The 21,310-nt window shown below is 42.7% G+C and carries 18 protein-coding genes and 4 tRNA genes; 20 read left to right on the forward strand and 2 right to left on the reverse strand.

What is annotated here, in order from left to right; all coding sequences use genetic code 11:
* Window positions 1-45: 45 nt before the first annotated feature.
* The 13 genes from aroL (at window position 46) to luxS (ending at window position 12,540) form a co-directional block, all read left to right on the forward strand.
* Window positions 46-543 (forward strand): shikimate kinase AroL, encoded by a 498-nt coding sequence (gene aroL / locus M5X66_RS04235; protein WP_108479426.1) that lies wholly within the window; start codon window positions 46-48, stop codon window positions 541-543.
* Between the two features lie 126 nt (window positions 544-669).
* Window positions 670-2,817: a bifunctional acyl-ACP--phospholipid O-acyltransferase/long-chain-fatty-acid--ACP ligase gene (aas, locus tag M5X66_RS04240; protein ID WP_270103893.1), complete on the forward strand. Its 2,148-nt coding sequence runs from the start codon at window positions 670-672 to the stop codon at window positions 2,815-2,817.
* A 1-nt stretch (window position 2,818) separates the two neighbouring features.
* Window positions 2,819-4,021: a lysophospholipid transporter LplT gene (lplT, locus tag M5X66_RS04245; protein ID WP_036954211.1), complete on the forward strand. Its 1,203-nt coding sequence runs from the start codon at window positions 2,819-2,821 to the stop codon at window positions 4,019-4,021.
* Window positions 4,022-4,035: 14 nt separating this feature from the next.
* The gene (gene pncC / locus M5X66_RS04250) at window positions 4,036-4,551 is read left to right on the forward strand and encodes a nicotinamide-nucleotide amidase (RefSeq protein WP_036954226.1); all 516 of its coding nucleotides are present in this window, start codon (window positions 4,036-4,038) and stop codon (window positions 4,549-4,551) included.
* A 92-nt stretch (window positions 4,552-4,643) separates the two neighbouring features.
* The gene (recA, locus tag M5X66_RS04255) at window positions 4,644-5,711 is read left to right on the forward strand and encodes a recombinase RecA (protein ID WP_036954212.1); all 1,068 of its coding nucleotides are present in this window, start codon (window positions 4,644-4,646) and stop codon (window positions 5,709-5,711) included.
* A gap of 325 nt (window positions 5,712-6,036) precedes the next feature.
* A complete protein-coding gene (gene alaS / locus M5X66_RS04260) occupies window positions 6,037-8,664 on the forward strand; it encodes an alanine--tRNA ligase (protein ID WP_154610161.1) in 2,628 nt (875 codons plus the stop codon).
* A gap of 225 nt (window positions 8,665-8,889) precedes the next feature.
* Window positions 8,890-9,075 (forward strand): carbon storage regulator CsrA, encoded by a 186-nt coding sequence (gene csrA, locus M5X66_RS04265; protein WP_004264815.1) that lies wholly within the window; start codon window positions 8,890-8,892, stop codon window positions 9,073-9,075.
* A gap of 438 nt (window positions 9,076-9,513) precedes the next feature.
* A tRNA-Ser gene (locus M5X66_RS04270) sits at window positions 9,514-9,606 on the forward strand.
* Window positions 9,607-9,617: 11 nt separating this feature from the next.
* Window positions 9,618-9,694, forward strand: a tRNA-Arg gene (locus M5X66_RS04275).
* A gap of 173 nt (window positions 9,695-9,867) precedes the next feature.
* A tRNA-Arg gene (locus M5X66_RS04280) sits at window positions 9,868-9,944 on the forward strand.
* Between the two features lie 102 nt (window positions 9,945-10,046).
* Window positions 10,047-10,123, forward strand: a tRNA-Arg gene (locus M5X66_RS04285).
* 184 nt (window positions 10,124-10,307) lie between these two features.
* Window positions 10,308-11,867, forward strand: coding sequence for a glutamate--cysteine ligase (gene gshA, locus M5X66_RS04290; RefSeq protein ID WP_108479422.1), 1,560 nt, complete (start codon window positions 10,308-10,310; stop codon window positions 11,865-11,867).
* Between the two features lie 157 nt (window positions 11,868-12,024).
* Window positions 12,025-12,540, forward strand: a complete 516-nt coding sequence (luxS, locus tag M5X66_RS04295) for an S-ribosylhomocysteine lyase (protein ID WP_036949818.1) — start codon at window positions 12,025-12,027, stop codon at window positions 12,538-12,540.
* 84 nt (window positions 12,541-12,624) lie between these two features.
* Here luxS and M5X66_RS04300 read toward each other — a convergent pair whose 3' ends face one another.
* On the reverse strand, window positions 12,625-13,911 hold the full coding sequence (locus tag M5X66_RS04300; RefSeq protein ID WP_036949821.1) for a CNNM domain-containing protein: 1,287 nt from the start codon (window positions 13,909-13,911) through the stop codon (window positions 12,625-12,627).
* Window positions 13,912-13,956: 45 nt separating this feature from the next.
* Complete coding sequence (locus tag M5X66_RS04305; protein ID WP_108479420.1) at window positions 13,957-14,748, reverse strand: cytochrome C assembly family protein; 792 nt, start codon at window positions 14,746-14,748, stop codon at window positions 13,957-13,959.
* Window positions 14,749-15,031: 283 nt separating this feature from the next.
* Here M5X66_RS04305 and ffh point away from each other — a divergent pair, with 283 nt between their 5' ends.
* The 7 genes from ffh (at window position 15,032) to tyrA (ending at window position 21,223) form a co-directional block, all read left to right on the forward strand.
* Window positions 15,032-16,393 (forward strand): signal recognition particle protein, encoded by a 1,362-nt coding sequence (gene ffh / locus M5X66_RS04310; protein WP_036949826.1) that lies wholly within the window; start codon window positions 15,032-15,034, stop codon window positions 16,391-16,393.
* Between the two features lie 137 nt (window positions 16,394-16,530).
* Window positions 16,531-16,779 carry a 30S ribosomal protein S16 gene (rpsP, locus tag M5X66_RS04315; protein ID WP_036949828.1) on the forward strand — a complete coding sequence of 83 codons (249 nt, stop codon included), beginning with the start codon at window positions 16,531-16,533 and terminating at the stop codon, window positions 16,777-16,779.
* Window positions 16,780-16,797: 18 nt separating this feature from the next.
* On the forward strand, window positions 16,798-17,346 hold the full coding sequence (gene rimM / locus M5X66_RS04320) for a ribosome maturation factor RimM (RefSeq protein WP_036949830.1): 549 nt from the start codon (window positions 16,798-16,800) through the stop codon (window positions 17,344-17,346).
* A gap of 37 nt (window positions 17,347-17,383) precedes the next feature.
* Entirely contained in the window at window positions 17,384-18,148 is a 765-nt protein-coding gene (gene trmD / locus M5X66_RS04325) for a tRNA (guanosine(37)-N1)-methyltransferase TrmD (RefSeq protein WP_036949832.1), read from the forward strand.
* 41 nt (window positions 18,149-18,189) lie between these two features.
* Window positions 18,190-18,543, forward strand: a complete 354-nt coding sequence (gene rplS / locus M5X66_RS04330) for a 50S ribosomal protein L19 (RefSeq protein ID WP_036949834.1) — start codon at window positions 18,190-18,192, stop codon at window positions 18,541-18,543.
* A gap of 450 nt (window positions 18,544-18,993) precedes the next feature.
* The gene (locus M5X66_RS04335; RefSeq protein WP_036949837.1) at window positions 18,994-20,088 is read left to right on the forward strand and encodes a 3-deoxy-7-phosphoheptulonate synthase; all 1,095 of its coding nucleotides are present in this window, start codon (window positions 18,994-18,996) and stop codon (window positions 20,086-20,088) included.
* Window positions 20,089-20,101: 13 nt separating this feature from the next.
* A complete protein-coding gene (gene tyrA / locus M5X66_RS04340) occupies window positions 20,102-21,223 on the forward strand; it encodes a bifunctional chorismate mutase/prephenate dehydrogenase (RefSeq protein ID WP_154600386.1) in 1,122 nt (373 codons plus the stop codon).
* Window positions 21,224-21,310: the final 87 nt, after the last annotated feature.

Raw genomic sequence — 21,310 nt, forward strand, 5'->3', positions numbered from 1 at the left:
TATGGCAAATTTATCATAGTAATCATGATGATGGGATGAATATAGATGTTCTACATTATTGGGCCTAGAGGCTCAGGAAAAACAACAATTGGTAAGAAACTCGCGGAAAAAACGGGTTACCAGTTTATTGACACTGACAAACTTATTTTTGAACATGCAGGAATGAGCATCGCTGACATTGTCAAGCAACAAGGTTGGAACTATTTTCGTCAGCTTGAAAGCCAAATTCTTGCTTCAATCGAACCACAAAAAGCGATTGTTTCAACAGGGGGCGGGATTATTTTAGCCTCTGAGAATCAGCAGGTTATGCGAGATAATGGAACGGTTATTTATTTACGTTCAACCCCAGAAACTCTCGCACAGCGGCTGGCGGCAGAGCCTCAAGCAGAACAGCGACCGAGCTTAACCGGAAAATCACTGCTTGAAGAAATTGAAGAGGTAATGGAGCAGCGTGATCCTATCTATTTATCGACTGCGCACCACGTTATTGATGCCAATCAATCCATTGATGCTATCATTAACCAGATCGCAAATTTGAGATAAATATTAGGTATACCAGTACCTTTAGGAATAAACCCCTTAATGAGGTGCATGGGTATCGAGATAATTATTGTAGTATCTAATTGTTAATCAATAGATAAAATTATCATCATAAGAAAGGGAATCATTATGTTGGCAAAGATAATAAAAAAAGTACTGAAGTTTTTGTTTCGTGTCGAAGTCATTGGCAACCCAAATGAGTTCAATCAAGACAAATGTATCATTACGCCAAACCATGTCTCTTTTCTTGATGGTGTGTTGATTGCGCTATTCTTACCAGTAAGACCTGTATTTGCTGTGTATAGCACGGTGGCGACGCCTAAGATGATCAAGCGTCTTAAGCCTTATGCCGATGTTGTTGCATTAGATCCAAAAAATCCATTAGGTCTCAGACACCTTGTTCGTGAAGTGGACAAAGGTCGCCCCATCGTTATTTTCCCAGAAGGCCGCATTTCTGTTCATGGCTCTTTAATGAAGATCTATGAAGGCGCTGCTTTCGTCGCTGCTAAATCAGGGGCAAAAATTGTCCCTATTCGTATTGATGGTGCTGAGCGAAGTCATTTTGGGCGCTTAAAAGGGGTTATCCCGTTAAAGTGGTTCCCGAAAATCAAGTTACATATCCTACCTGCTGAAGCCATTCCTATGCCGGATGCACTTCGTGCGGTTGAGCGCCGAGCACTAGCGGGAGAACATCTTTACCAAATCATGAAAGCGGCACGTATGGCAAGCCGCCCGCAAATGACATTAGTCGAAGCCTTTATTGATAGTATTGAGCGTTATGGACGTCGTTCTCGCTGTATTGAAGATATCGCCTTTAAAGAGGATAGCTATCAAGGATTACTAAAAAAATCCCTTGGTGTTGGACGAATTATCGAACGCTATACCCATGAAAATGAGCGTGTAGGGTTATTGCTACCCAATGCGACAGTGACCGCGGCAGCAATTTTCGGTTGTTTAATGCGTGGGCGAGTGCCTGCGATGCTGAATTACACTGCGGGGAGTCATGGGATCAGTAATGCGCTGAAAGCGTCGACGGCGAAAGTGGTTTTCACCTCAAGACAATTTTTGGAAAAAGGGAAGCTGACCCATATTCCTGAGCAAGTACCTGAAGCCACGTGGATTTACCTCGAAGATTTAAAAGATACTGTCACTTTCCAAGATAAATGGTGGATTGCTAAGCACTTATTTTCACCACGTAATGCGATTATTCCTCGAAATGTGGATGATGAAGCTATTGTATTGTTTACCTCTGGCTCTGAAGGAACGCCAAAAGGCGTAGTACATAGTCATCGAAGCTTAATGGCGAACGTTGAACAGATAAAAACCATTGCCGACTTTACGCCGCGTGACCGTTTTATGTCATCGCTTCCGCTATTCCATGCATTTGGATTAACGGTTGGGTTATTTATTCCACTGTTTTCGGGTAGCCGTGTTTTCCTATACCCAAGCCCATTACATTACCGAATTATTCCTGAGTTAGTGTATGACCGAAATTGTACCGTTCTGTTTGGAACCTCAACATTCTTAGGTAATTACGCACGTTTTGCCCATCCGTATGATTTTGCAAGAGTACGCTATGTTGTCGCGGGAGCCGAAAAACTGTCGGATAAAACCAAGAAAATTTGGTACGAAAAATTTGGTATTCGCATTCTTGAAGGCTACGGGGTGACTGAGTGTGCGCCGATTGTCTCTATTAATGTCCCTATGGCGGCGAAAGAAGGCTCTGTAGGACAGATTTTACCCTGTATGGAAGCCCGTATTATCCCATTGCCGGGCATTGAGCACGGCGGAAAACTTCAGCTGAAAGGCCCGAATATTATGAAGGGCTATTTACGAGTTGAAGCGCCGGGTGTGTTAGAAGAGCCAAAAGCCGAGAATGCTCAGGGCGAGATAGAGCCAGGCTGGTATGACACAGGGGATATTGTTGAGTTAGACAATAAAAACTTCTGCACTATTAAAGGACGAGTGAAGCGATTTGCTAAACTCGCTGGCGAAATGGTATCTCTTGAAAGCATTGAACAAATGGTGGCTGAGATTTCGCCAAGTTACGACCACGGAGTTGTGACTAAACCCGACAGTAGTAAAGGCGAAGCGTTGGTGCTATTTACCACAGATAAGGATCTTGACCGGGGCGCATTATCTGCTGCAGCGAAAAGTAAGGGTTTAACCGAATTGGCGGTTCCGCGGGATATCCGCTGGGTTAAAGCCTTACCAGTATTAGGCAGTGGAAAAACGGATTTCGTAACATTAAAACAGATGGCGTTAACAGGGGAATAATATGCAGGAGAGCACACCAAACACGCCACTGATGAGCACAGGGATGAAGGCCGTTCTGGCATCTCAGTTTCTTTCTGCGTTTGCAGATAATGCTTTATTATTCGCGATATTAGCGCAGTTAAAAGCGGAATTTTACCCAGAATGGAGCCACCCAATTCTACAAATGGTGTTTGTTTTCACCTATATTGTACTAGCACCATTTGTGGGGCAAATAGCGGATAGATTCTCAAAAGGTCGCGTGATGCTGTTTTCCAACATATTTAAATTTGTTGGAGCATTGGGGATCTGTTTAGGGGTTAATCCATTCCTATGCTATGGGTTAGTCGGTGTCGGTGCTGCGGCATATTCCCCTGCAAAATACGGTATTTTAGGCGAGTTGACTGGCGGCGATAACTTAGTCAAAGCTAACGGTTTAATGGAAGCCTCAACGATCGCCGCGATTTTAGTGGGTTCTGTGGTGGGCGGCATGCTCTCTGACATTAACCTATTATTGGCGTTGGGAACCTGCTCTTTACTGTATGCGCTAGCGGTCATTGTAAACTTTTTTATTCCACATTTAGCGGCTGCAAGACCAGGAACAGGATGGAATTTCAAACTGTTGCTGGTGGATTTTTTCTCCGCCTGTCGTATTTTATGGGCAAACCAAGAAAGCCGATTCTCCCTTGTGGGTACCAGCATGTTTTGGGGCGCAGGGGTGACATTACGTTTCTTGCTGGTGGCATGGGTGCCCGTGGCTCTTGGCTTGCAAGATAATACAACCCCGACCATTTTGAATGCGATGGTTGCAGTTGGTATTGTGGTGGGGGCAGGGTTAGCGGCGAAATTTATTACCTTAAAAACGGTTTACCGCTGTATTCCCGCAGGGATCGTGATTGGGGTTATGGTGGTTTTCTTGTCACTGCAAACCAATATTATTCCTTCATATTTTATATTGATGATATTAGGGATTTTTGGTGGGTTATTTGTAGTTCCACTGAATGCTTTGCTCCAAGAGAAAGGTAAAGAAACAGTCGGGGCAGGTAATGCCATCGCAGTACAAAATCTCGGTGAAAACAGCGCCATGCTATTAATGCTAGGGTTATATTCTCTGGCGATAAAGGTTGGGTTCTCAGTCGTGAGCGTGGGTGTCGGTTTTGGTGTAGTGTTTGCTATCGCGATTGCAGGGCTGTGGATTTGGGATCGCGCTCGTAAAAAAACAGCATAATGGTGAATAGCCAAATGATAGATGAGAAGCAACTCGAAATATTAAGTATTCAGTTAGGACAGCGTTTACTGCAACTTGATAAAACAGTGACGGCGGCAGAATCCTGTACTGGTGGATGGATTGCCAAAGTGTTGACGGATATCGCAGGCAGCTCAGCTTATTTTAACCGTGGGTTTGTAACTTACAGTAATGAAGCCAAGCATCAAATGATTGGGGTAACGAATGACTCATTAACGCGTTTTGGTGCAGTCAGTCAGCAAGTGGTTCAGGAAATGGCACTTGGCGCATTAAATGAAGCTCAAGCAGACTTTGCAATGTCAGTCAGCGGAATTGCTGGACCGGGCGGCGGGAGTGAAGATAAACCTGTCGGGACAGTTTGGTTTGGTTTTGCATTAAAGCAGGCCAATGGTACTGTGGATGTTGTGACTCGTCATCAGATATTCGAAGGTGATAGGTATCAAGTTCGTTTACAATCAACAGGTTATTCGCTGGAAACGCTTTTACAGTTAATATCTGAAAAATTTTCTTGATACTGTATGATTATACAGTATACTTAGTTCCAACAAATCGAATTCAATCGTTTTATTCGCAATGGTTACCACCATTGCCTTAGGGAGTGAACATGGCTATTGATGAAAACAAACAAAAAGCACTTGCTGCGGCATTAGGTCAAATCGAAAAGCAATTCGGTAAAGGCTCCATTATGCGTCTTGGTGAAGACCGCACAATGGATGTTGAAACCATTTCAACAGGCTCTTTATCTCTTGACGTTGCTTTAGGTGCGGGTGGTTTGCCATTAGGGCGTATTGTTGAAATCTACGGTCCTGAATCTTCCGGTAAAACGACATTAACTTTGCAAGTTATTGCCGCAGCACAACGTAGTGGTAAAACGTGTGCATTTATTGATGCTGAGCACGCACTTGACCCTATCTATGCGAAAAAATTAGGCGTTGATATTGATAATCTCCTGTGTTCCCAACCAGATACTGGTGAGCAAGCGTTAGAAATCTGTGATGCATTAACTCGCTCTGGTGCAGTAGACGTGATCATCGTTGACTCCGTTGCAGCATTAACACCAAAAGCTGAAATTGAAGGCGAAATTGGTGATTCTCATATGGGCCTTGCGGCGCGTATGATGAGTCAAGCAATGCGTAAATTAGCGGGTAACCTGAAAAACTCAAATACCTTGCTGATTTTCATCAACCAGATCCGTATGAAGATTGGTGTGATGTTTGGTAACCCAGAAACTACGACTGGTGGTAACGCACTGAAATTCTATGCTTCTGTCCGTTTAGATATCCGCCGTATTGGTGCAGTGAAAAACGGTGAAGAAATTGTTGGTAGCGAAACTCGCGTTAAAGTTGTGAAAAACAAAGTTGCAGCGCCATTTAAACAAGCTGAATTCCAAATCCTTTATGGTGAAGGTATCAATACCTTCGGTGAGCTGATTGACTTAGGTGTTAAACATAAGCTGATTGAAAAAGCGGGTGCTTGGTACAGCTATAACGGCGACAAAATTGGTCAAGGTAAAGCGAACTCGACAACTTACCTGAAAGAACACCCTGAAGTTGCACAAGAAATTGATAAAAAGCTGCGTGATTTATTATTAAACCACACAGGTGAATTTAACAGTGCAGCAACTGATTTCATCAGTGATTCTGATGAAGAAGAAGTTCCAGAAGAATTTTAATTCAACGCTAACTTGTTGAAATAAGCTGATATCAAAAGCGCCATTCTTAATTGATTGGCGCTTTTTTGTATCTGCCTATCACAATAATAGTTTATTGAACAGTTTTTCTGTGGAAAAATACCCTAGCCAGAGGTATAAACATACTTTCAGAAAATATTCAGACGCTTTACAATGAAAGCCGCGAATGGATGTATCTATATTTTACTTCTATACAAAGAGACTTTATCTTATCAGTCACTTTTTAATCGGAGAGTTGATTAGAGGTGATGCTACATTCCATCTCAACAATTCGTAATTCTGTTTCCAGCTTGATATCGGGATAAATATGAGTAAAAGCACCGCTGAGATCCGTCAAGCGTTTCTCGACTTTTTCCATACGAAAGGTCATCAGGTGGTAGCCAGCAGTTCGCTAGTGCCAAATAATGACCCAACACTATTGTTCACTAACGCAGGGATGAACCAGTTCAAAGATGTATTTCTTGGTCTGGATAAACGAGCATATTCCCGAGCGACAACCGCACAACGTTGTGTACGTGCAGGTGGTAAACATAACGACTTAGAAAACGTGGGCTATACAGCTCGCCACCACACATTCTTTGAAATGTTAGGTAACTTTAGCTTCGGTGATTACTTTAAGCACGACGCTATTCGCTTTGCATGGGAACTTTTAACCAGCGAACAATGGTTTAACCTGCCAAAAGAAAAACTGTGGGTTACTGTATACGCGACTGACGATGAAGCTTACGATATTTGGAACAAAGAAATTGGTGTTCCTGTTGAACGTATTATTCGTATCGGTGACAACAAAGGTGCTCCTTACGCCTCTGACAACTTCTGGCAGATGGGTGACACTGGGCCTTGCGGACCATGTACCGAAATTTTCTTTGACCATGGCGATCACATCTGGGGTGGCCCTCCAGGAAGTCCAGAAGAAGATGGCGACCGCTATATTGAAATCTGGAACCTCGTCTTTATGCAGTTCAACCGTCAATCTGACGGTACCATGGAACCACTACCAAAACCTTCTGTAGATACAGGTATGGGGCTGGAACGTATTTCTGCGGTTCTGCAACACGTAAATTCGAACTATGAAATCGATATTTTCCGTGAACTGATTGCTGCAGCAGCAGAAGTGACAGGTGCAACTGACTTGTCCAACAAATCTCTGCGCGTTATTGCTGACCATATTCGTTCATGCGCATTCTTAGTGAGTGATGGTGTCATTCCATCAAACGAAGGTCGTGGTTACGTTTTACGTCGTATTATTCGTCGTGCGGTACGTCATGGGTACATGCTGGGCGCGAAAGAAACGTTCTTCTATAAATTAGTTTCTACCCTAATTAAAGTGATGGGACCTGCTGCGGAAGAGCTACAGCGTCAACAAGCTTTAGTTGAGAAAGTATTAAAAACGGAAGAAGAACAGTTTGCGCGTACTTTAGAACGTGGTCTGCAATTATTAGATGACGAGCTGGTAACACTGAAAGGCGATACGCTAGACGGTGAAACGGCATTCCGTCTCTATGATACTTATGGATTCCCGCTAGATTTAACGGCTGATGTTTGTCGCGAGCGCAATCTTAAAGTGGATGAAGAAGGCTTTGAGCGTGCAATGGAAGATCAGCGTCGTCGTGCGAGAGAATCAAGCGGCTTTGGCGCAGACTATAACGCACTGATTAAAGTTGACAAACACAGTGAATTCTCAGGCTATCAGCATGATGAACAGCAAGCGACTATCACTGCATTATATAAAGATGGTCAGCCAGTTGATTCCCTGCAAGCGGGAGATGAAGGTTTAGTCATTTTAGATAAAACCGCATTCTACGCAGAATCAGGCGGTCAAGTTGGTGATACTGGTGTTCTTAAAAATGACAGCGCTAACTTTACGGTTACTGATACTCAAAAATATGGTCAAGCAATTGGTCATGTAGGTAAAGTTGAATCTGGCTCATTAGTTGTTAACCATCGAATTGCGGCTATAGTCAATAGTGAAAGACGTAATGCTATTCGCCTAAACCACTCGGCGACTCACTTATTACATGCCGCATTACGCCAAGTCTTAGGCGAGCACGTTTCTCAAAAAGGCTCGTTGGTGAATGACAAGTATCTCCGTTTTGACTTCTCTCATTTTGAAGCGATGACACAACAGCAACTGCGTCAAGTGGAAGATATTGTGAACGCGCAGATCCGTCAAAACTCAGAAATTGAAACTGAGTTGATGGATTTAGAGGGTGCGAAAGCGAAAGGGGCTATGGCATTATTCGGTGAAAAATATGAAGAGCGAGTACGTGTTCTGAGTATGGGGGATTTCTCCATCGAATTATGTGGTGGTACACATGCTAGCCGCACAGGGGATATTGGTTTATTCAGTATCTTAAGTGAGTCAGGTACCGCTGCTGGGGTTCGTCGTATCGAAGCGACAACTGGCGCAACTGCAATGGAGCACTTACATGCTCAATCAGAACAACTTTCTGCTATTGCTCATCTATTAAAAGGTGATGCAAATAGCCTAGTTGAGAAAGTTAAAGCTGCATTGGAAAAATCACGAAATCTTGAAAAAGAGATTTTGCAATTAAAAGATCAGCAAGCCTCTCAAGAAAGTGCTTCACTAGGTAGTAAAGCGAAAGATGTTAAAGGTATCAAACTATTAGTTAGTCAATTAAGCGATACTGATCCTAAACTATTGAGAACAATGGTCGATGATCTAAAAAATCAGCTGAAATCGGCGATTATCGTGCTTTCAACCACAAGTGGTGATAAAGTCAGTATAATTGTTGGTGTGACTAATGATTTGACTGCTAAAATTAAAGCAGGTGATTTGGTATCCTATGTTGCTCAGCAAGTAGGCGGTAAAGGTGGCGGTCGACCAGACATGGCGATGGCTGGAGGTACTGACGTAAGCGCATTACCAACAGCGATGGAAAGTGTCGAACAATGGGTTGATTCGAAACTGTAATTGCTGCGAAGTTACCCCATTTTAATGGGGTAACTTTAATCTGTTGCAGCATTGTTAATATGTTGCCGGTAGTGTTATATTTTGCTTGTAAATAATTAGAATTATTGCCTTGATGGCATCAATGCTTTAGGTGAATGTCATTGCTTTACGTTTTCACGGTGTGTGATGGACAATAGCGGGGAATACCTAGAGACCCGACTCTTTTAATATTTCAAGGAGCAAAGAATGCTTATTCTGACTCGTCGAGTTGGTGAAACACTCATGATAGGCGATGAGGTAACAGTGACCGTATTGGGCGTAAAAGGCAACCAAGTACGTATTGGTGTTAATGCCCCAAAAGAAGTTTCTGTTCACCGTGAAGAAATTTATCAACGGATCCAGGCCGAAAAGACTCAACCAGACAATCAATAATAATGAATAAGCGTCCAGTGAGTTATCACACAGCAATCATGGGCGCTTGTCTTTCCCCTTTTTATCTTTAGTAATTCCTTAATCTTTCTATTTTTTAATTGGCTTAACACATTATGTTGGTGTTGAGCGCTATCTCTTTGAATGAATCCACCTTTCTTTCTGTACTATTTTTATGCTACTAAGCTATGTGCTATCAACTTTCTCTATTTTTTTCTGAATTTTTTATAATAAGAGTGAAGATAATAAAGGGGCAAAAAAGCACGGAAATATTGCTTTTTCGGTGTTAAACTAATCATCTTGCTTGTGAAATGTGCAAACGATCATTGGAATGCAAAAAGTTTGGAAAAATTGTTTGACTTCTAAGTCTAGGAAAGTAATATGTGCGCCACACAGAGACGAGATGTTTAAACAAAAACAAATCGTATGTGACTAAAATATGGTGAGGTGGCCGAGAGGCTGAAGGCGCTCCCCTGCTAAGGGAGTATGCGGTCAAAAGCTGCATCGAGGGTTCGAATCCCTCCCTCACCGCCATTTTAGGCTCTGCATCCGTAGCTCAGCTGGATAGAGTACTCGGCTACGAACCGAGCGGTCGGAGGTTCGAATCCTCCCGGATGCACCATTTTCTACCTTATAAGCAAAGCTGATAGGGTGATGTTTTGGTTTATAGCGAACTGAAACGAAAGTAGTTTAGATTTAATATGGTTCTTAAAGCTAATAAGATTTATAACCATAAATATTGAAGTAGATTTTGATTAAGCAGTATTGAGAGAGAAGTACGTATTGCACTAAAATGCATCCGTAGCTCAGCTGGATAGAGTACTCGGCTACGAACCGAGCGGTCGGAGGTTCGAATCCTCCCGGATGCACCATCTCTTAAACATTTCTGTTAGTATCAACAATTCTGTCATCAATTTCATAAATCAAAATTACTGCTGTAGTCATACAGCATCGATTGATAATCGACAAATTTTGCATCCGTAGCTCAGCTGGATAGAGTACTCGGCTACGAACCGAGCGGTCGGAGGTTCGAATCCTCCCGGATGCACCATCATTAAAAACTCCTCAATTTGAGGAGTTTTTTTTTGCCTAAAATCCTAACTTACTATCTTCCTTCCTTTTCTTTCTGTTTTCTCATCGGGTAAACCACACATCTAGACAGCGACAATTTATGTGATTTAAGCTAAAGTAATCACCTTATTAAAATAAAACTAAATCACAGGCGGGAGGTCGATTTGATCCCGGACGTATCAAAAGCGCTCTCATGGTTAGAAGCGCACCCGGAAATTCTCAATGGCATTCAACGTGGTATTGAACGTGAAACACTACGCGTGACACCTCAAGGTGCGTTAGCCGAGACATTGCATCCAGATGAGCTGGGGAAAGCCCTTACCCATAAATGGATCACCACGGATTTTGCGGAATCCTTACTCGAATTTATTACTCCTGTAGATAAAAGCATTAGCCACAACTTGGCTTTTTTGCGAGATCTACATCGCTATACGGCACGTCATTTACAAAATGAAAGAATGTGGCCGTTAAGTATGCCTTGCTTTATTGCAAGTGAAGATAAGATCACGCTGGCGCAATACGGTAGCTCCAATGTGGGGCAGTTTAAAACACTGTATCGTGAAGGGTTAAAAAACCGCTATGGGGCATTAATGCAAACCATCGCGGGGGTTCACTATAACTTCTCATTCCCAATTGAGTTTTGGAAGGCGTGGGCGGGTGTTGAAGACGCAGAAAGCGGAAAGGAAAAAATTTCTGAAGGCTATTTACGCCTAATCAGAAACTACTATCGCTTTGGTTGGGTGATTCCATACTTATTTGGTGCATCTCCCGCTATTTGCGGCTCTTTCTTGAAGAACAGAGAAACCTCACTGAATTTTAATAAAACTGAGTGTGGTACTTATTATCTGCCTTATGCAACCTCATTGAGAATGAGTGATTTAGGTTACACCAATAAATCTCAGAGTGATTTAAATATTACGTTTAACCACCTTGATGAATATGTGGAAAATCTGAAGAAAGCTATTCATAAGCCTTCTACTGAATTTGAGAAGTTGGGCGTGAAAAAAGATGGCAAGTACGTTCAGCTGAACACTAATGTGTTACAAATCGAGAATGAGCTATATGCACCAATTCGTCCGAAGCGTGTACCACAAGGGAATGAATCGCCTTCTGATGCATTATTACGTGGCGGTATCGAATATATTGAAGTTCGCTCCCTTGATATCAACCCATTTAGTCCGATTGGGGTTAATGAAACCCAAGCTCGCTTTGTGGATTTATTCCTCATCTGGTGCGTGCTTGCAGATGCCCCGGAAATGAATGTTCAAGAGTTGGATTGCTGTCGCAAAAACTGGAACCGCGTGATCCTTGAAGGTCGTAAGCCGGAACAGGTGATAGGCTTTGGTTGTGGTAGCGAGCTTAAGCCATTGGTTGAAGTGGGACAAACGCTGTTTAAAGATCTGATCCGTGTGGCTGAAGTCTTAGATACCTGCTGTGATGCCAAATACAAAGATGTGTGCCATCAGTTTGTCGCCATGTTTGAAGATCCAAACTTGACCTATTCAGCGCTGGTGATGGACGAAATGCTGGAAAAAGGTATTGGTGGTTATGGGTTAGAATTAGCTGAAAAATATTATCAGCAGTTAATTAATGAACCTTATGAAGTGATCACTGAAGAGCAGTTTGAACAGGCGCGTTTGGCTTCAATTGAGAAACAAAAGCGAATGGAGCAGGATCAGAGCGAAAGCTTTGAAGAGTATCTTAAGATCCACGCTGGACGCTAAAAGAAAATGGCCACAACAAGGTGGCCAAACAAAAAATCTTTTAAAGAATTAGGGATGATAACAATTTGCGCGTCTTTCACATATTAAGACTCTGCATTTTTGGATTAGTTTCATTTTTTTTCAAAATTATTTTTTTTATTTTTATGGAGGTCATGAAATGCCGTTATTAGACAGTTTTACTGTGGATCATACGCGTATGGCTGCTCCTGCTGTTCGTGTAGCAAAAACGATGACAACGCCTCATGGGGACACTATCACTGTATTCGATTTACGCTTTACAGTCCCAAATAAAGAAGCAATGACAGAAAAAGGAACACATACCCTAGAGCACCTTTTTGCTGGCTTCATGCGAGATCACCTTAATGGTAACGGTGTTGAAATCATCGATATTTCGCCAATGGGATGCCGTACAGGCTTCTATATGAGCTTGATTGGTCAACCGGATGAACAGCGTGTTGCTAACGCCTGGAAGGCTGCTATGCAGGATGTGCTGCATGTGCAAGATCAAAATAAGATCCCAGAGCTTAATGTGTACCAATGTGGTACTTACAAGATGCACTCTCTTGAAGAAGCTCAGCAAATTGCTCGCAGTGTGCTTGCGAAGGATATTCTCGTCAATAAAAACGATGAGCTTGCATTGCCAGAAGAAAAGCTTGCCCAGCTTCACGTTTAATTATTGAAAAAGATAGACTAAAAAGCCTTAAAATCACCGATCAATTGGTCAGGTTTTTAAGGCTTTTTCCATTGAAATGAACAATTAAAATTCAGGGGCTTGTGAGTCAAAACCGAGCGGAGTGATTTTTACCTGCTTGATAATATTATCGCTGATCACTAAAACTTCGATAACATAGTGACCAACAACTATTTGTTCTTCAGGCTGTGGAATATCACCTAATACCTCTAAAACCATCCCATTAACGGTTCTAGGACCATCAATAGGAAGGTTCCAATCAAATGCTTTATTCAGGTCACGAATGTTTGCTGTTCCATCCACAAGGACGCTGCCGTCGCTCTGAGGCATGACTTCTTCAGCTAGAGAAGGCGACATTGATGTTGTGAAATCACCGACAATTTCTTCCAAAATATCTTCTACGGTGATCAAACCTTGGATCTCACCATACTCATCAACGATGATGCCAAGCTTCTCTTTTTTATGCTGGAAATTAACCAACTGAACGTTGAGTGGCGTACTATTGGGAATGAAATAGATACTATCGGCGGCTTTGATCAAATTCTGCTTGTTGAACTCACGTTTCTCTACCATCAATCGATAAGCTTCTCGCACACGCAAAATACCAATCAAATCATCAAGAGAATCACGATACAGGACAATACGTCCATGAGGGGAATGAGTGAGCTGCCTAACAATCGACTTCCAATCATCATTAATATCGATCCCCACAATTTCATTACGTGGCAGCATAATATCGCCAACGGTGACTTTGTCTAAATCAAGAATCGAAATCAGCATGTCTTGATTACGGCGGCTGAGCTTGTTTTTGGACTCATGAACAATGGTACGCAACTCTTCTTTATTGACCGCATCATTACGAGTATTTGAGACATTTATCCCACAGCAACGCATAAAAAGGGCAGAAATAGTATTAAACGCCCACACGACAGGTAGCATGATTTTTTGCAGTGGTGTAAGAATAAAGCTACTAGGAAAGGCAATACGTTCTGGATACAGTGCCGCAATGGTTTTTGGCATCACTTCTGCAAATAGCAGAATAACAAATGTGAGCACGCCAGTTGCAATGGCGACACCCATATTGCCATATAAGCGGATCCCGATAATGGTCGCGAGAGCAGAGGCAACAATGTTGATTAGGTTGTTACCAATCAATACTAAGCCCAGTAAGCGGTCGGGATGGCGTAGTAGTTTTTCAACACGGATAGCGGAGCGATTACCTTGTTTCGCTAAATGTTTTAACCGATAACGGTTCAACGTCATCATACTGGTTTCTGACGCTGAAAAATAAGCGGATAAAAAAATTAAAACAATCAGTATGATGATTAGAGTACCAGTAGATACTTCATCCAAAACAAGGTTCCTTTTTTATAACAGCCGTTTAAAGCTAAAATGGCTCTACGCCATGGTTAATTGCTGAATCAATCGATTACCAAAAAACGCCAAGGTAAGGATAAGTGAACCGCCCACATGGAAAAAGAGGACGCGTTTGCCTCGCCATCCACCATGAAAATGTCCCCACAGCAAAATAACGTAAACAAACCAAGCAATGACGGAGAGTACGGATTTGTGGATATTCTCTTTATCAAAAATGTTATCCATATAAATAAAGCCCGTGCACAGTGTTAAGGTCAAGAGAATGACTCCCACCTGAGTGACGTGAAACATTTTGCGTTCAATGACCATCATTGGCGGCATATCAGGGCTAAATTTCAGAATTTTGTTTTTAAGTTGGTAGTCAATAATGGCAACTTGAAATGCATATAACGCCGCGATAAGCAACGTAGCATAGCTTAATAATGCTAAGCCAATATGGACAAATAATGGGGTGCTTGCCTCTAAATGAGTGATAAACTCACCCGGCATAATTGTAGATAAAATCAGGTTAATAATCGCGAAACTATACACAATAGGGGTTAAGTACCACGCGCGCCCTAAATAGGAAACCACGGTCATAATCAAACACATTAAGAGGCTGACAGAGGAGCCTAAATTTAAGAGGGTGAGATTTTGCCCGCTGGCTTCACTAAAAATTTGTAATTTCAATGTGATTGCGTGAGTAACCATCGCCACGATAGCTAATAAAATAGCCAATCGACGATAAAGAGCTTGCTTGCGCACTTGTCCGGGAACGATCAGCAGCAGACTGACCATGTATGTACAAACTGCTATGACTGCAAATACGGGCATAGTATAGTGTCGTTATTCATTTTAAGTGGATAGTAATTAACTAGTATAACCCGTGCAAGTGTAGGCTCCAACTATTGGTATGACGTATCGCTGTATATTCTTTACTAATCGCTCATTTAGGCTAACTAAACGAAGCAGCGAAACCCCATCAAGTGTGATACAATCGGCGACCAACACAGCGTTGAATTGTGCCGTGGCTATCTTGAGTTTGCCCTTGAAATACAGCGCGCGAGTAACCAAATAAGGCTACATATAGGCCCATAACAGAATTGAGCTAAGACACATGTTTGATAATTTAACTGACAGACTATCGCGCACTTTGCGCAATATCAGCGGGCGTGGACGTCTGACTGATGACAATATTAAAGATACATTACGCGAAGTTCGCATGGCGTTACTGGAAGCCGACGTTGCTTTGCCAGTCGTCCGTGAATTTATTCAAAAAGTCAAAGAAAGTGCTGTTGGTCAAGACGTTAATAAAAGCCTAACACCGGGTCAAGAGTTCATTAAAATTGTTCAAAATGAACTGACCCGCGCAATGGGTGAAGAGAATCACCAGCTGAATTTATCTGCTCAGCCTCCAGCTGTTGTGTTGATGGCAGGTTTGCAAGGTGCGGGTAAAACAACCAGCGTTGCAAAACTGGGTAAATTATTAAAAGAAAAGCAAAAGAAAAAAGTCTTAGTGGTTTCTGCCGACGTTTATCGCCCTGCGGCGATCAAACAGTTAGAAACTTTAGCACAAGCGGTTGGCGTTGATTTCTTCCCATCTGAAGTCCAAGAAAAGCCAGCGGCAATTGTTCAAAAAGCCTTAAAACACGCACAATTACAATTCTACGATGTATTGTTAGTGGATACCGCTGGTCGTTTACATGTTGATGAAGCGATGATGGAGGAGATCCAAGAAGTCCATCGTATAATCAATCCAGTTGAAACCTTGTTTGTGGTTGATGCCATGACGGGGCAAGATGCGGCAAACACAGCGAAAGCCTTTAACGAAGCATTGCCATTAACAGGGGTTGTTTTAACCAAAGTTGACGGTGATGCGCGTGGTGGTGCTGCATTATCTATCCGCTCCATTACTGGTAAGCCAATCAAATTCTTAGGGGTTGGCGAAAAAACTGACGCCCTTGAGCCATTCCATCCAGAGCGCGTGGCTTCACGTATTTTAGGTATGGGAGATGTGTTATCTCTGATTGAAGAGATTGAACACAAAGTTGACCGTGATGAAGCAGAGAAATTAGCGAAGAAGCTGAAAACAGGGGATACCTTTGATTTCAATGACTTCTTAAATCAGCTAAAACAGATGCGTAATATGGGCGGAATGACCAGCATGTTGAGTAAGATGCCTGGTATGTCCCAGTTACCGGATGCGGTTAAATCCCAAATGGATGACAAAATTACTATCCGTATGGAAGCGATGATCCAATCCATGACGCGTAAAGAACGCGAAAAACCAGAGATTATCAAAGGATCGCGTAAGCGTCGTATTGCTGCGGGTTCTGGAACCACAGTACAAGAGGTTAATAAACTCTTAAAACAGTTTGATGATATGCAGCGCATGATGAAAAAGATGAAAAAAGGCGGTCTCGCCAAGATGATGCGCGGTATGAAGGGTATGATGCCTCCGGGTTTTCCGGGGCGTTAAGCAATAAAGCCTGAAACAAAAGTGTACTTTTGATTGATTTTTGCGTCAAAGTGAGTAAACTTTTCGGGCTTTTTATATGACAGCCGGACTCTATCCCTCGATGGAGTCTGGTTGTTTTGTTAACTAATGAGGATGTTATGGTAACAATTCGTTTATCTCGTGGCGGCGCTAAAAAACGTCCGTTCTACCAAATCGTTGTAACCGATAGCCGCAATGCGCGTGACGGTCGTTTCATTGAGCGTATCGGTTTCTTCAACCCGATCGCTGCAGGTCAAGCAGAAGAACTGCGTTTAGACCTGGACCGTATTGAGCATTGGGTTGGCTTAGGCGCAACTGTTTCTGACCGTGTTGCACAACTGGTCAAACAAGCTAAAAAAGTAGCTTAATCTGTCACGGTGGTAACAATGAGCAAGCAAACTAAACTACTGCCTCCTGCGAACCCAATTGTATTGGGCAAATTAGGCGCGGCATACGGTATTCGTGGTTGGCTCAAAGTTTTTTCCTCCACCGAACATGCTGAAAGTATTTTTGATTATCAACCTTGGTTTATCCAACGCTCTGGTCAATGGCAACATATTGAAATAGAAGATTGGAAACATCATAACAAAGATATCATCGTCAAGCTCAAAGGGGTCGAAGACCGCGATGCAGCTGCTCTATTGACCAATTTTGAAATTGCGGTTGATTCAACCCAACTTCCTGATTTGGACAACGACGAATACTACTGGAAAGACCTTATGGGCTGCCATGTAGTGACGTCTGAGGGTTATGACCTTGGTACTGTCATTGATATGATGGAAACGGGATCGAATGACGTTCTCGTCATCAAGGCAAATTTAAAAGATGCATTTGGCATCAAGGAGCGGTTGGTTCCGTTTCTTGATGGGCAGGTTATCAAGAAAGTCGATCTCTCCACCAAAACTATTGAAGTGGAGTGGGATCCTGGTTTTTAAATCTCCGGTTTACCGGTTTTTATGAGTGGGATAAATCATGTGGATTGGGGTAATTAGCCTGTTTCCCGAAATGTTCCGCGCAATAACCGAGTACGGGGTAACTGGTCGGGCAGTGAAAAATAGCCTGCTAACGGTTGAGTGTTGGAATCCGCGAGATTTTACTCACGATAGACACAAAACCGTTGATGATCGCCCCTATGGTGGTGGTCCAGGCATGCTGATGATGGTGCAACCGTTAAAAGATGCAATCCACGCAGCAAAAGCTGAGGCCGGTGATGGTGCAAAAGTGATTTACCTTTCACCTCAAGGTCGCAAACTCGGTCAAGACGGAGTTTGTGAACTGGCAACAAATGAGAAAATAATTCTGGTTTGTGGTCGTTATGAAGGTATTGATGAGCGGATCATTCAAACCGAAATTGATGAAGAATGGTCAATCGGTGATTACGTTCTCAGTGGCGGGGAACTCCCTGCTATGGTGTTGATAGACTCAGTCTCTCGGTTTATTCCTGGAGTATTAGGTCATCAAGCTTCAGCTCAAGAAGATTCTTTTGCTGATGGCTTGTTAGATTGTCCTCACTATACCCGACCAGAGGTGTTAGACGGCATGCAAGTTCCTGACATACTACTTTCAGGAAACCATGCCAAGATCGATAGCTGGCGCATGAAGCAGTCACTCGGTCGTACCTGGCTTAGAAGACCTGAGCTTCTAGAAAGCCTAGCTCTGACTGACGAGCAGAGGATGTTGCTAGCTGAGTTCCAACGGGAATTTCAGGCTGAGCAACCAGTGAATCCAGACAATTAATTGTCTAAACATATCAGTTTACCTAGGGTAAGAGAGTTATTATGAGCAACATTATTAAACAACTTGAACAAGAGCAGATGAAGCAGGACGTACCTTCATTCCGTCCGGGTGACACCGTGGAAGTTAAGGTATGGGTCGTAGAAGGCTCTAAAAAACGTCTGCAGGCATTTGAGGGCGTGGTTATCGCTATCCGTAGCCGCGGTCTGCATTCTGCATTCACTGTTCGTAAAATTTCTAACGGCGAAGGTGTTGAGCGTGTATTCCAAACTCACTCTCCAGTCGTAGATAGCATTGCTGTTAAACGCCGTGGTGCTGTTCGCAGAGCTAAACTGTACTACCTGCGTGAGCGTTCTGGTAAGGCAGCTCGTATCAAAGAGCGTCTGAACGCCAAGTAATACGCTTTCGCTACATCCGAAAGTTAAAAGGCCCGCATCTGCGGGCCTTTTTTATATTCGTCATATTTCGCGTTGTGGCGGTGTTGGCTTCATTCAGCCACGCAGGTCACATACTTATGTATGCTCCCTGCACTGTCTTCATTTTACCGCCTAGCCACAGCTCTAACTATTTAGAATATACCGTTCAATAAATCTCATTTCGTAAATTTATATTTACAATTTTTGTTCGTTTTTTGCTTTTTAATATGAACTCATTCTCTTTGAATTCTATAATATTATTTAAATTCAATTAGATAAAATGGTGTAACTTTTTGTGTACATGTAATTGAATTATTTTACGGTTTTGGATTGAAATCTTTACGATGCATGATATGTTATCTCTCACGCACCAAACACAAGATCGATAAATAACATCACTAACAAATAATAAGCTAATAAGTAGGTAATCAAATGATCATGCAAAAAGATGTACTCAATAACGTGAATATTCAAGACGAGCAGGTTCTTATCACCCCTGAAAGTCTGAAACAAAAATATCCATTGAGTAACAGCAATCTGCATGCCATTGCGACATCGCGTAAAGTGATTGCTGATATTATTCATCAGCGTGACCCGCGCTTACTCGTGGTATGTGGTCCTTGTTCAATTCATGATGTAGATGCTGCCATCGAATACGGTGAGCGTTTACAGAAGCTTGCTGCTGAGTTAAGTGATAGCTTATATATTGTGATGCGTGTGTACTTTGAAAAACCACGTACAACCGTGGGTTGGAAAGGCTTAATTAGCGATCCATTTATGGATGGCAGCTTTGAAATGGAAAAAGGGCTGCATATTGCCCGCGATTTATTGACCAACTTAGTGAATATGGGATTACCACTGGCGACAGAAGCGTTAGATCCTAATAACCCACAATACTTAGGTGATTTATTCAGTTGGTCAGCAATCGGAGCGAGAACCACGGAATCCCAAACTCACCGTGAAATGGCATCCGGCTTATCAATGCCAGTGGGTTTTAAAAACGGCACAGATGGCAGTTTATCTACCGCCATCAATGCGTTAAAAGCTGCAGCAATGCCGCACCGCTTTATGGGAATCAACCAATCCGGTCAAGTTTGCTTACTGCATACCAGCGGTAATAAAAATGGCCATGTGATCTTACGTGGTGGTAAAACGCCTAACTATGATGAGCAAAGCATCGCTGCTTGTGAAGCTGAAATGAAAAAAGCGGGGCTAGAACCATCATTAATGGTGGATTGCAGCCACGGTAACTCAAATAAAGATTTTCGTCGTCAGCCACTGGTGGTTGATTCAATTATCGATCAAATTGTTAATGGTAATGAATCAATTACAGGTATTATGCTTGAAAGCCATATTAATGAAGGCAACCAGTCATCAGAACAGCCACGTGAAAATATGAAATACGGGGTTTCGGTGACAGATGCATGCATTAACTGGGAAGAAACTGAGTCTGTGTTGCGTAAATTACACCAAGCATTATCACCAGTGCTTGAGCAGCGCGGGCAAAAATTAAGCAAAGTGAGCTGAGCAAGGGATTGGTATGTCTGCTGAATTATCCCATTTACGGGAACAGATTGATGAAGTTGATAAGTCATTATTAGATTTGCTCGCCAGACGGCTTCAGTTAGTGGCTGAAGTTGGTGAAGTCAAAAGCCAGCACGGATTACCTATTTATGTGCCTGAGCGTGAATCTAGTATGTTGGCGGCTCGCCGAGCAGAAGCGGAGCGAATGGGGATCCCGCCTGATCTGATTGAAGATATTCTTCGACGGATCATGCGTGAGTCCTATGCGCGCGAAAATGACAAAGGATTTAAAACACTGAACCCTACCGCCGGTCCGATTGTGATCGTCGGTGGGAATGGGAAAATGGGGCGGTTATTTCATCGTCTACTTTCCCTTTCTGGCTATCAGGTTAAATTGCTGGGTGAGCAGGATTGGGATAATGCGGCTTCGATAGTCTCTGGTGCAAGCGTGGTGATGATTAGTGTACCTATCCACCTCACTGTTGATGTCATTAAACGTTTGCCTACTTTAGACCCAGAAACAATTTTAGTAGACATTGCTTCTGTGAAGCAAAAGCCACTCGAGGCCATGCTATCTGTGCATCAAGGCCCTGTATTAGGATTACATCCGATGTTTGGTCCTGATATTGGTAGTGTTGCCAAGCAAGTTTTTGCATTCTGTGATGGGCGAAAGGCGGAGTCTTATCAATGGCTGCTGGAGCAGCTACAAGTTTGGGGCGCACGTTTGAAAGCGATTAAGCCTGAAGAACACGATCGTAATATGAGTTTTATTCAGGCGTTACGCCACTTTACGACGTTTACTTATGGGCAAAATTTAGCGAAAGAGCAGGTTGATCTACAACAGTTGTTGGATCTCTCTTCCCCAATTTATCGTCTTGAATTGGCAATGGTAGGGCGCTTGTTTGCACAAGATCCACAATTGTATGCAGATATCATCATGTCTTCGGACGAAAATGTTGAATTGATCCGCCGTTATTACCAGCTTTTGGGGCAATCCATTGAAATGCTGGAGCGCAAAGATAAAGCTGAATTTATTCGACAATTTGAGCAAGTCAGCCAGTGGTTTGGTGAAGATGCACATCATTTTATGAAAGAAAGCCAGTCTCTATTACAGCGGGCGAACGATAACCGTAAATAATTTCTTTTAGCCATTACTCTATAAATCGATGAAAAAGGGTAATGGCTATCTTTATGCTAAAAGTGCTAAATGCATTTCCATTATTAA

This window comes from Providencia sp. PROV188 (assembly GCF_027595165.1).
GTDB classification, from domain to species: domain Bacteria; phylum Pseudomonadota; class Gammaproteobacteria; order Enterobacterales; family Enterobacteriaceae; genus Providencia; species Providencia lanzhouensis.

Coding starts and splice junctions, on each gene's coding strand:
- aroL (WP_108479426.1), top strand. CDS start 46: ATGTTCTACATTATTGGGCCTAGAGGCTCAGGAAAAACAACAATTGGT.
- aas (WP_270103893.1), top strand. CDS start 670: ATGTTGGCAAAGATAATAAAAAAAGTACTGAAGTTTTTGTTTCGTGTC.
- lplT (WP_036954211.1), top strand. CDS start 2,819: ATGCAGGAGAGCACACCAAACACGCCACTGATGAGCACAGGGATGAAG.
- pncC (WP_036954226.1), top strand. CDS start 4,036: ATGATAGATGAGAAGCAACTCGAAATATTAAGTATTCAGTTAGGACAG.
- recA (WP_036954212.1), top strand. CDS start 4,644: ATGGCTATTGATGAAAACAAACAAAAAGCACTTGCTGCGGCATTAGGT.
- alaS (WP_154610161.1), top strand. CDS start 6,037: ATGAGTAAAAGCACCGCTGAGATCCGTCAAGCGTTTCTCGACTTTTTC.
- csrA (WP_004264815.1), top strand. CDS start 8,890: ATGCTTATTCTGACTCGTCGAGTTGGTGAAACACTCATGATAGGCGAT.
- luxS (WP_036949818.1), top strand. CDS start 12,025: ATGCCGTTATTAGACAGTTTTACTGTGGATCATACGCGTATGGCTGCT.
- M5X66_RS04305 (WP_108479420.1), bottom strand. CDS start 14,748: ATGCCCGTATTTGCAGTCATAGCAGTTTGTACATACATGGTCAGTCTG.
- ffh (WP_036949826.1), top strand. CDS start 15,032: ATGTTTGATAATTTAACTGACAGACTATCGCGCACTTTGCGCAATATC.
- rpsP (WP_036949828.1), top strand. CDS start 16,531: ATGGTAACAATTCGTTTATCTCGTGGCGGCGCTAAAAAACGTCCGTTC.
- rimM (WP_036949830.1), top strand. CDS start 16,798: ATGAGCAAGCAAACTAAACTACTGCCTCCTGCGAACCCAATTGTATTG.
- trmD (WP_036949832.1), top strand. CDS start 17,384: ATGTGGATTGGGGTAATTAGCCTGTTTCCCGAAATGTTCCGCGCAATA.
- rplS (WP_036949834.1), top strand. CDS start 18,190: ATGAGCAACATTATTAAACAACTTGAACAAGAGCAGATGAAGCAGGAC.
- M5X66_RS04335 (WP_036949837.1), top strand. CDS start 18,994: ATGATCATGCAAAAAGATGTACTCAATAACGTGAATATTCAAGACGAG.
- tyrA (WP_154600386.1), top strand. CDS start 20,102: ATGTCTGCTGAATTATCCCATTTACGGGAACAGATTGATGAAGTTGAT.